Raw genomic sequence first — 8,968 nt, forward strand, 5'->3', positions numbered from 1 at the left:
TGAAAAAGTAGTAGCCTCAGGAGCCCACCGATGCTCAAGACCATCGAAGCCCACGTACGCCAGCAGGTCGCGCCCGCCGCCCTGCGCGCCGAGTTCCGCCAGCACGAATTCGAGTCCATGCGCTCGTTCTGTCTGCTGGTATTCTCAATAAGCGTCCTGATCTGGCTAATCTTCGACCTGATCGTCAGCTTCCTTGGCGACCAAGGCTTCACCTGGCTGTCCTTCCTGTTCATCGCCCTGCTCGGCAGCCTGATCGTAGTGCTGCGTTTCACCCGCCGCAGCCATCACTTCGACGTGCTCAACCTGCTGTTCATTACCGTCATCACCCTGGGTATGCGCCTGGTGATCGAAGGCCTCCCGATGGCCCTGCGCCCGGTGTGGTTGGTACTTGGGGTTTCCACCGTGCTGTATGCCATGTCGGTGCTGCCAGTGCGGCGCTGGTCATTCTTCTGCGCCATGGTCATCACCTGGGTGATGCTTAATCCGTTCTACCACACCCGCATCGAGCCCCATGCGCTCGAAGGCGCCATGCTGATCAGCTATGCCGTGTTTCTAAGCGGCCTGGTCAGCTACAGCTACCTACAGATCCGCAAGGCCAAGCTGCACAATTTCTACCTGTCCAAGGTGTTGCTGGAGCAAGCCTACGTCGATGCCCTGACCGACATTCCCAACCGCCGCTCGTTCATGGCCCAGGCCGACCGCCAACTACGGATGGCGACGTCCGGGCAGTACCTGGCAATGATCGATATCGACAATTTCAAGCGGGTCAATGACCGCTTCGGCCATGACGTCGGCGATGAGGTGCTCAAGCGCTTGGCCCTGCATATCAAGGCGAGCATGGCCGACCAAGCGTTTGCCCGACTGGGGGGTGAAGAGTTTGCGATCTTCTTTGAAGGGCTGGATCAGCAAGGGGCCGAGCAGCGAGTGGCAGCGCTGTGCCAGCGCGTGCGCGAGGACGTTGGCGAGCACCCGGTCACCATCAGCATTGGTCTGGCCAGGGTTGACCGGGGAGAGAGCCTGACTACAGCACTGGTCCGCGCCGACCAGGCGCTATATGAAGCCAAACACACCGGCAAGGATCGCTTTGTATTGTGGTCCAGCCAACTGGCAGAGCAGGATTAGCAGGCCCGGCCCCTTCGCGGTTGCAGCCAACCTATGATCCGGCAGGCAAACGAATCCTGAACTGCGCCCCACCCAGCGCCGACTGCGCCAGGGTCAAGGTGCCACCCTGCCCCTCGATCGCCCGCCGGCTGATCGCCAACCCAAGGCCAAAACCACCGGTGTTGCGATCGCGGCTGCGGTCCAGACGGTAGAACGGCTGGAACACCCGCTCGCGCTCCTCCACAGGCACGCCAATCCCGTCATCCTCCACCGTCAGCAGGCAGGCGCCATCGGCTTCCAGGCGCAAGCGCAGCAACAGGCTTTCATCGCAATAGCGCATGGCATTGCGCACCAGGTTCTGCACCGCGCGCGCCGTCAGCCGCGGGTCCAGTACAAAGCGCGGCAACTCACCCTCGGCCCGCACTTCCCAGTGGATACCGCGCCCATCGAGTTCCTCGGCAAAGCCGCCAAGCACACTGTCGACCAGTTCCAGCAGCGATACCTCCACCCGCTCCCGCGCCTGGTCGGCGTTGTACAACCGGCTGTAGGACAGCAGCTCCAGCACCAGTTCATCCAGCTCGCGCACATGCCCGACCAACTCCAGCAGGCGTTTGCGACTGGCTGGCGGCACTTCGTCGAACAGCAGCACCAGGCCGAAATCCAGCCGGGTCAGTGGCGTGCGCAACTCGTGCGAAACCGCATTCAGCAGTTCACGCTGCTGGTTGACGTGGCGTTCCAGGTCACTGGCCATGGTGTCGAATACCCCGGCCAGTTCACCAATGTTGGAGTGAGGCGAAATGTGCGTACGTTCGGCCATCTGCCCCTGGCCCAGGCGCCGAGCGGTCTCCTTGAGGCGCTCCAGATCACGCCAGTGCGGCCAAACCCACAGCAGCAGGCACCCCAGCATGGCTGCACCAATCAACACGGTCACGCCCCACGACAACACGTTGATGTCCAGCGGGTCTGGCGGGGAATGCAGGCGTACCAGCCACTCCTTGTCCAACGGCGCCAGCACCGTCTCGTAATAGCCCCACTCGGCAATGCGCACAGCGTAAAGGCCATGCTCCAGGCGCGCCTGCTCCTCATCGCTCAAACCGGCCTGATCCATGCGCAGCAGCTGCAGTTGCAGCGGCGCGAAATCGCTGGCCAGTTCCTGCTCCACCGCTGGCCACTGCTCGCGCGGAGCCTGGCGGAACTGGCGCACGATCAACGCTTGTACACCCTTGGCCTGGTCCAGGTTGTAGGCCATGAACCGGTCGCGGAACAGGCCGACGATGGTGTCAGGGATGAACAGCAACGCGCCGGCGTAGGCGACGATGATCACCAGATACAGCCGCACCAGGATCTTGAGCATGGCCGATCAGCACTCCCACTCGACACGGCTGAACAGGTAGCCCTTGCCCCACACGGTCTTGATCTTGCGCGCTTCGCCGGCGTTGTCGTCGAACTTGCGCCGCAGCTTGGAAATGGCCACATCAACGGAGCGATCGGTGCCATTGAACTCGATGCCACGCAACTGTTGCAGAATACGGTCGCGGTTCATCACCTCACCGGCATTGCGCGCCAGCACCACCAGCAGGTTGTACTCGCCGCTGGACAGCTCCACCTCCTCGCCACGCCAACTCACCGTACGCTCGGCCAGGTCGATGCGCAGGCCACCAATCAGGATCAGGTCGTTGTCCAAACGCGGTTCGTTGACACTGCTGCGGCGCAGCAGTGTGCGCACCCGGGCCAGCAGCACGCGTGGCTCACAGGGTTTGGTCACGTAGTCGTCGGCCCCCATTTCCAGGCCAAGCACCTGGTCATGGCTGTCGTCGCGGGCGGTCAGCATCAGGATTGGCAGGGTCTGCGACTCCTGGCGCAGCAGCCGGCACAGCTGCAGGCCATCGATGCCCGGCAGCATCAGGTCAAGGATGACCAGATCAGGCCTTTGCCGACGGTACTCGTCCAACACATGATCGCCCCGGGCGATCACCTGGACATGGAAGTCGTTGCGTTGCAGGTAGCTGGCGATCAACTCGGACAGGGCGCTGTCGTCTTCGACCAGGAAAATGTTCGGCATAGGTGCTTGGGCGTCTGGGTTGAAGTAAGCCTGTGCCGGCCTCTTCGCGGGTAAACCCGCTCCTGCAGGTCCCCGTAGGAGCGGGTTTACCCGCGAAGAGGCCGGCACAGGCCCATGCAGAATATAGAACCCAACCACTCGACAGGATCATTCTTCACACTTTTTCACACTCGCCCTACAGGTATTAACAGCCGCCCAGGCAGCGTGTGCCTTAGCATATACAGGGTCATCATCGGAAGATCCGCATGCCTACTACCCTCTCCCCGTGCCTGCGCCCGTTGGCGCTCATGGCATTCCTGAGCCTGTCCCTGGCCGGTTGCAGCGACAGCGCCGAACCAGACGAACAGGCCCCCACTGCGCAAGTGCGCGTGGAAACCCTGCAACTGCAGCCACTGGCTATCAGTAGTGAACTCAGCGGCCGTATCCTCGCTCCACGCACCGCCGAAGTGCGTGCGCGGGTCGCAGGCGTGGTGCTCAAACGAGTGTACCGCGAAGGCAGCGACGTCAAGCAGGGTGATGTACTGTTCCTGATCGACCCGGCGCCGTTCAAGGCCGACCATGACAGCGCCCGCGCCACGCTGGCCAAGGCCGAGGCCACCCGGTACCAGGCGCGCCTGCAAGAGCAGCGCTACCGCGAGCTGGTCGACGATAAAGCCGTCAGCCGCCAGGAGTACGACAACGCCAAGGCCAGTTTCCTGCAGGCCGATGCCGAAGTGGCCGAAGCCAGGGCGGCGCTGGAGCGCGCCCGGCTGAACCTCGGCTATGCCACCGTGACCGCGCCGATTTCCGGCCGTATCGGCCGCGCCCAGGTCACCGAAGGCGCGCTGGTCGGGCAAAACGAAACCACCCCGCTGGCGACCATCCAGCAACTGGACCCGATCCATGCCGATGTCACCCAGTCTACCCGCGAGCTCAACGCCCTGCGCCGCGCCCTGCGCGCCGGCGAATTGCAGCAGGTGGGCGACGGCCAGGCACGCGCCACGCTGATCCAGGATGACGGCAGCGCCTACCCGCTGCCGGGCAAGCTGCTGTTCTCCGACATCAGCGTCGACCCCAGTACCAACCAGATCACCCTGCGCAGCGAGTTCCCCAACCCGGACCTCGACCTGCTGCCAGGCAGCTACGTGCGGGTACGCCTGGAGCAAGCGGTGCAACCCAAGGGCCTGAGCGTGCCGCAACGCGCCATCCTGCGCGACAGCGCCGGTGTGCCCAAGGTGCTTGTGGTAGACCAGCAAGCCCGGGTCAGCGACCGCCAGGTTGTACTGGGCAGCGCCCAGGGTGACCGCTGGATCGTCAGCGAGGGCCTGGCGGCCGGGGAGCGGGTGGTGGTCGAGGGCCTTCAGCACGTCAAGGCCGGTGACCAGGTGCAGGTTGACAATACACCCGCTGCCCCACCCATCGCACAGCATACCGGCCAGTGAGGGCCTGATTCATGCCGCAATTCTTCATCGATCGCCCGGTATTCGCCTGGGTGGTCGCACTGTTCATCCTGCTGGCCGGCGCGCTGGCCATCCCGCAACTGCCGGTGGCCCAGTACCCCAACGTGGCACCGCCGCAGGTGGAAATCTACGCCGTGTACCCAGGCGCCTCGGCAGCGACCATGGACGAAAGCGTGGTCAGCCTGATCGAGCAGGAGCTCAACGGCGCCGACAACCTGCTGTACTTCGAGTCGCAGAGCAGCCTGGGCAGCGCCACCATCACTGCCACCTTCGCTCCGGGCACCCACCCGGACCTGGCTCAGGTCGATGTGCAGAACCGCCTGAAAGTGGTCGAGTCGCGCCTGCCACGCCCAGTCACCCAGCAGGGCCTGCAGGTAGAGAAAGTGTCCACCGGCTTCCTGCTGTTGGCGACCCTCACCTCCGAAGACGGCACGCTCGATGAAACCGCGCTGTCGGACATCCTTGCACGTAACGTGATGGACGAAATCCGCCGCCTCAAGGGCGTCGGCAAGGCCCAGTTGTATGGCTCCGAACGGGCCATGCGCATCTGGATCGACCCGCGCAAGCTGATCGGTTTCAACCTCACGCCCAACGATGTGGCCGAAGCCATCGCCGCGCAGAACGCCCAGGTCGCCCCTGGCAGCATCGGCGACCTGCCCAGCCGCAGCACCCAGGAAATCACCGCCAACGTGGTGGTCAAAGGCCAGTTGAGCAGCCCCGAAGAGTTTGCTGCGATTGTCCTGCGTGCCAAACCGGACGGCTCAACGGTCACCATCGGGGATGTCGCCCGGGTTGAAATCGGTGCCCAGGAATACCAGTACGGCACGCGCCTGAACGGCAAACCGGCCACCGCCTTCAGCGTGCAGTTGTCGCCCGGCGCCAACGCCATGGAAACCGCCACCCTGGTAAGGGCGAAGATGCAGGACCTGGCGCGCTACTTCCCGGAAGGCGTCAAGTACGACATCCCCTACGACACCTCGCCGTTCGTCAAGGTGTCGATCGAGCAGGTCATCAACACCCTGTTCGAGGCCATGCTGCTGGTATTCGCAGTCATGTTCCTGTTCCTGCAGAACCTGCGCTACACGCTGATCCCGACCCTGGTAGTGCCGGTGGCATTGATGGGCACCTTCGCCGTGATGCTGGCCTTGGGCTTCTCGGTCAATGTGCTGACACTGTTCGGCATGGTGCTGGCCATCGGCATTCTGGTCGACGATGCCATCGTGGTGGTGGAGAACGTCGAACGCATCATGGCCGAAGAAGGCTTGCCGCCCAAGCAAGCCACGCGCAAGGCCATGGGCCAGATCAGCGGTGCAATCGTCGGCATCACGCTGGTGCTGGTGGCGGTATTTCTGCCCATGGCCTTCATGCAAGGCTCGGTGGGGGTGATCTACCAGCAGTTCTCGCTGTCGATGGCGGTATCGATCCTGTTCTCGGCGTTTCTCGCCCTCAGCCTGACCCCGGCATTGTGCGCCACCCTGCTCAAACCCGTGGCCAAGGGCGAGCACCATGAACGCAAAGGCTTCTTTGGCTGGTTCAATCGCCGCTTCGAAAGCATGAGCGACGGCTACCAGCGCTGGGTGGTGCAGGCGCTCAAGCGCAGTGGCCGCTACCTGCTGGTGTACGCGGTGCTGCTGGCGGTGCTGGGCTACGGCTTCAGCCAGCTGCCTACGGCGTTCCTGCCCACCGAAGACCAGGGCTACACCATCACCGACATTCAACTGCCGCCGGGCGCCAGCCGCATGCGCACCGAACAGGTAGCCGCGCAGATCGAGGCGCATAACACCGAAGAACCGGGCGTGGGCAACACCACCTTGATCCTCGGCTTCAGCTTCTCCGGTAGCGGGCAGAACGCGGCGCTGGCCTTCACCACCCTCAAGGACTGGTCCGAGCGCAGCGCCGACGACAGTGCGCAGTCGATCGCCGACCGCGCGACCATGGCCTTCACCCAGCTCAAGGACGCGATAGCCTACTCGGTACTGCCGCCGCCCATCGACGGCCTCGGTGAGTCGACCGGCTTCGAATTTCGCCTTCAGGACCGTGGCGGCATGGGCCACGCCGAACTGATGGCAGCCCGTGACCAGTTGCTCGAAAGCGCCAGCAAAAGCAAGGTGCTGACCAACGTGCGCGAAGCCTCGCTGGCGGAAAGCCCGCAGGTGCAACTGGAAATCGACCGCCGTCAGGCTAATGCACTGGGCGTGTCGTTTGCCGATATCGGCACGGTGCTGGACGTGGCCGTGGGCTCCAGCTACGTCAACGATTTCCCCAACCAGGGCCGTATGCAGCGGGTGGTGGTGCAGGCCGAAGGTGACCAGCGCAGCCAGGTCGAGGACTTGCTGAACATTCACGTGCGCAACGACAGCGGCAAGATGGTGCCACTGGGTGCGTTCGTTCAGGCCCGGTGGGTCAGCGGCCCGGTGCAGCTGACCCGCTACAACGGTTACCCGGCGGTATCGATCTCAGGCGAGCCAGCCGCCGGCTACAGCTCGGGCGAGGCCATGGCCGAAGTCGAGCGGCTGGTGGCGCAGCTCCCGGCCGGTAGCGGCCTGGAATGGACCGGCCTGTCACTACAGGAACGGCTGTCCGGTAGCCAGGCCCCCCTGCTAATGGCGCTGTCGCTGCTGGTGGTGTTCCTGTGCCTGGCAGCGCTGTACGAAAGCTGGTCGATCCCGACTGCGGTGCTGCTGGTCGTTCCGCTCGGTGTGCTCGGGGCGGTGCTGGCGGTGACCTTGCGCGGCATGCCCAACGACGTGTTCTTTAAGGTTGGCCTGATTACCCTGATCGGCCTGTCGGCGAAGAACGCCATCCTGATCATCGAGTTCGCCAAGCATCTGGTAGACCAGGGCGTGGACGCCGCCGACGCCGCCGTGCAAGCGGCCCGCCTGCGCCTGCGGCCGATCGTGATGACGTCGCTGGCGTTCATCCTCGGCGTGGTGCCCCTGGCCATCGCCAGCGGCGCAAGCTCGGCCAGCCAGCAGGCGATTGGCACCGGGGTGATCGGCGGCATGCTCAGCGCCACCCTGGCGGTGGTGTTCGTGCCGGTGTTCTTCGTGGTGGTGATGCGCCTGTCCGGGCGACGCCAGGCGCATGACAGCGACGGGCAACCCGTGCCCCGCGAAAGCTGACTGGACAAGCCCGCCGTGAAATGGGAGGGTTCCCGGCAGTGACTGCCCGGAACCCTTTTTCATGCCTGACGCACTCCCCCCTTGCTCCATCCTCATTCTCGCCGGTGGCCGTGGCCAGCGCATGGGCGGCCGTGACAAGGGCCTGGTGGACTGGCAAGGCGAGCCATTGATTGCACATGTTCATCGAGTGGTGCAGCCATTGAGCGACGACCTGGTGATTTCCTGCAATCGCAACCAGGCGGCTTACCGGGCATACGCCGACCGGTTGGTGGGCGATGCAGAAGCCGACTTCCCCGGGCCACTGGCGGGGGTGATTGCCGGGCTCAAGGTGGCACGTCATGGGTGGGTGGTGTTGCTGGCTTGCGATGCGCCCCTGGTTGATCGCGAATTGATCGAGGACCTGCTGCGGCTGGCAGTGACCGGTAACAGCGCGGCAATGGTGCGTCAGGGTGGTTTCTGGCAGCCGATGTTCAGCGTACTGCCCAAGCGGGTGTTGCCGGTGTTGGAGCAGGCCTGGGCAGCGGGTGAGCGGAGTTTGCAGAAGGCCCTGCTGCGCGAGGCGGTGCAAGGGCTGGAGTGCGCCGAGGGTGATCGCCGGCTAAGCAACTTCAACAGCCCGGAACGGCTGCAGGACTGAGGGCATGACACCGCCCACAGGTAATCCATAACACTTCAGGACTGTGGTGATCTCGTGGGGGCAGGCATGCCCGTGAAGAAACCAACGCGGTGGATGGCACCGGCTCTGCCGGTGTTCGCGGGTAAACCCGCTCCTACGACGGCCTGTGTCCAACCACCGATGTGTGTCCGCCACCAATCCAGGTGTAGGAGCGGGTTTACCCGCGAATACGGTGGCCGCTGCAACGCTGAATAGCCAGGGATACTGGCCAGCAGGGCCGGCCTCTTCGCGGGTGAACCCGCTCCTACGACGGCCTGTGTCCAACCACCGATGTGTGTCCGCCACCGATCAGGTGTAGGAGCGGGTTTACCCGCGAATACGGTGGCGGCGGCAACATTGAATGACCAGGGATACGGGCTAGCAGGGCCGGCCCTTTCGCGGGTAAACCCGCTCCTACGACGGCCTGTGTCCAACCACCGATGTGTGTCCGCCACCGATCAGGTGTAATCGATGGACTCGCCCCCGCCGAGGCATCACAGTGCCACGGTGGTGTTCGAAGAAGCCAACGGCAGCGAGGGCGAGACCATGAAAAAGCATAGTTCGAAACACGATTCCCTGTCTTCCACTG

General features: G+C 63.9%; 6 protein-coding genes. 4 read left to right on the top strand and 2 right to left on the bottom strand.

Features of this window, described 5'->3' with window-relative positions; genetic code table 11:
• The first annotated feature begins 30 nt into the window (after positions 1 to 30).
• The gene (locus ACYCCG_RS13900) at positions 31 to 1,122 is read left to right on the top strand and encodes a GGDEF domain-containing protein (protein WP_459670801.1); all 1,092 of its coding nucleotides are present in this window, start codon (positions 31 to 33) and stop codon (positions 1,120 to 1,122) included.
• A 31-nt stretch (positions 1,123 to 1,153) separates the two neighbouring features.
• On the opposite strand, the gene ACYCCG_RS13905 is transcribed toward ACYCCG_RS13900, so the two are convergent.
• Both ACYCCG_RS13905 and ACYCCG_RS13910 read right to left on the bottom strand, forming a co-directional pair.
• Entirely contained in the window at positions 1,154 to 2,455 is a 1,302-nt protein-coding gene (locus ACYCCG_RS13905) for an ATP-binding protein (RefSeq protein ID WP_176683385.1), read from the bottom strand.
• A 6-nt stretch (positions 2,456 to 2,461) separates the two neighbouring features.
• Positions 2,462 to 3,163: a response regulator gene (locus ACYCCG_RS13910; protein WP_019437505.1), complete on the bottom strand. Its 702-nt coding sequence runs from the start codon at positions 3,161 to 3,163 to the stop codon at positions 2,462 to 2,464.
• A 245-nt stretch (positions 3,164 to 3,408) separates the two neighbouring features.
• Between ACYCCG_RS13910 and ACYCCG_RS13915 the strand changes: the two genes are divergently transcribed.
• The 3 genes from ACYCCG_RS13915 to mobA all read left to right on the top strand — a co-directional run bounded on the left by ACYCCG_RS13915 (position 3,409) and on the right by mobA (position 8,361).
• Positions 3,409 to 4,584, top strand: coding sequence for an efflux RND transporter periplasmic adaptor subunit (locus ACYCCG_RS13915; protein WP_209965567.1), 1,176 nt, complete (start codon positions 3,409 to 3,411; stop codon positions 4,582 to 4,584).
• A gap of 11 nt (positions 4,585 to 4,595) precedes the next feature.
• On the top strand, positions 4,596 to 7,724 hold the full coding sequence (locus tag ACYCCG_RS13920; protein ID WP_459670804.1) for a multidrug efflux RND transporter permease subunit: 3,129 nt from the start codon (positions 4,596 to 4,598) through the stop codon (positions 7,722 to 7,724).
• Positions 7,725 to 7,785: 61 nt separating this feature from the next.
• Positions 7,786 to 8,361, top strand: a complete 576-nt coding sequence (mobA, locus tag ACYCCG_RS13925) for a molybdenum cofactor guanylyltransferase MobA (RefSeq protein WP_459670806.1) — start codon at positions 7,786 to 7,788, stop codon at positions 8,359 to 8,361.
• The last annotated feature ends 607 nt before the right edge of the window (positions 8,362 to 8,968 follow it).

It is taken from the genome of Pseudomonas sp. VEM90, from assembly GCF_054611535.1.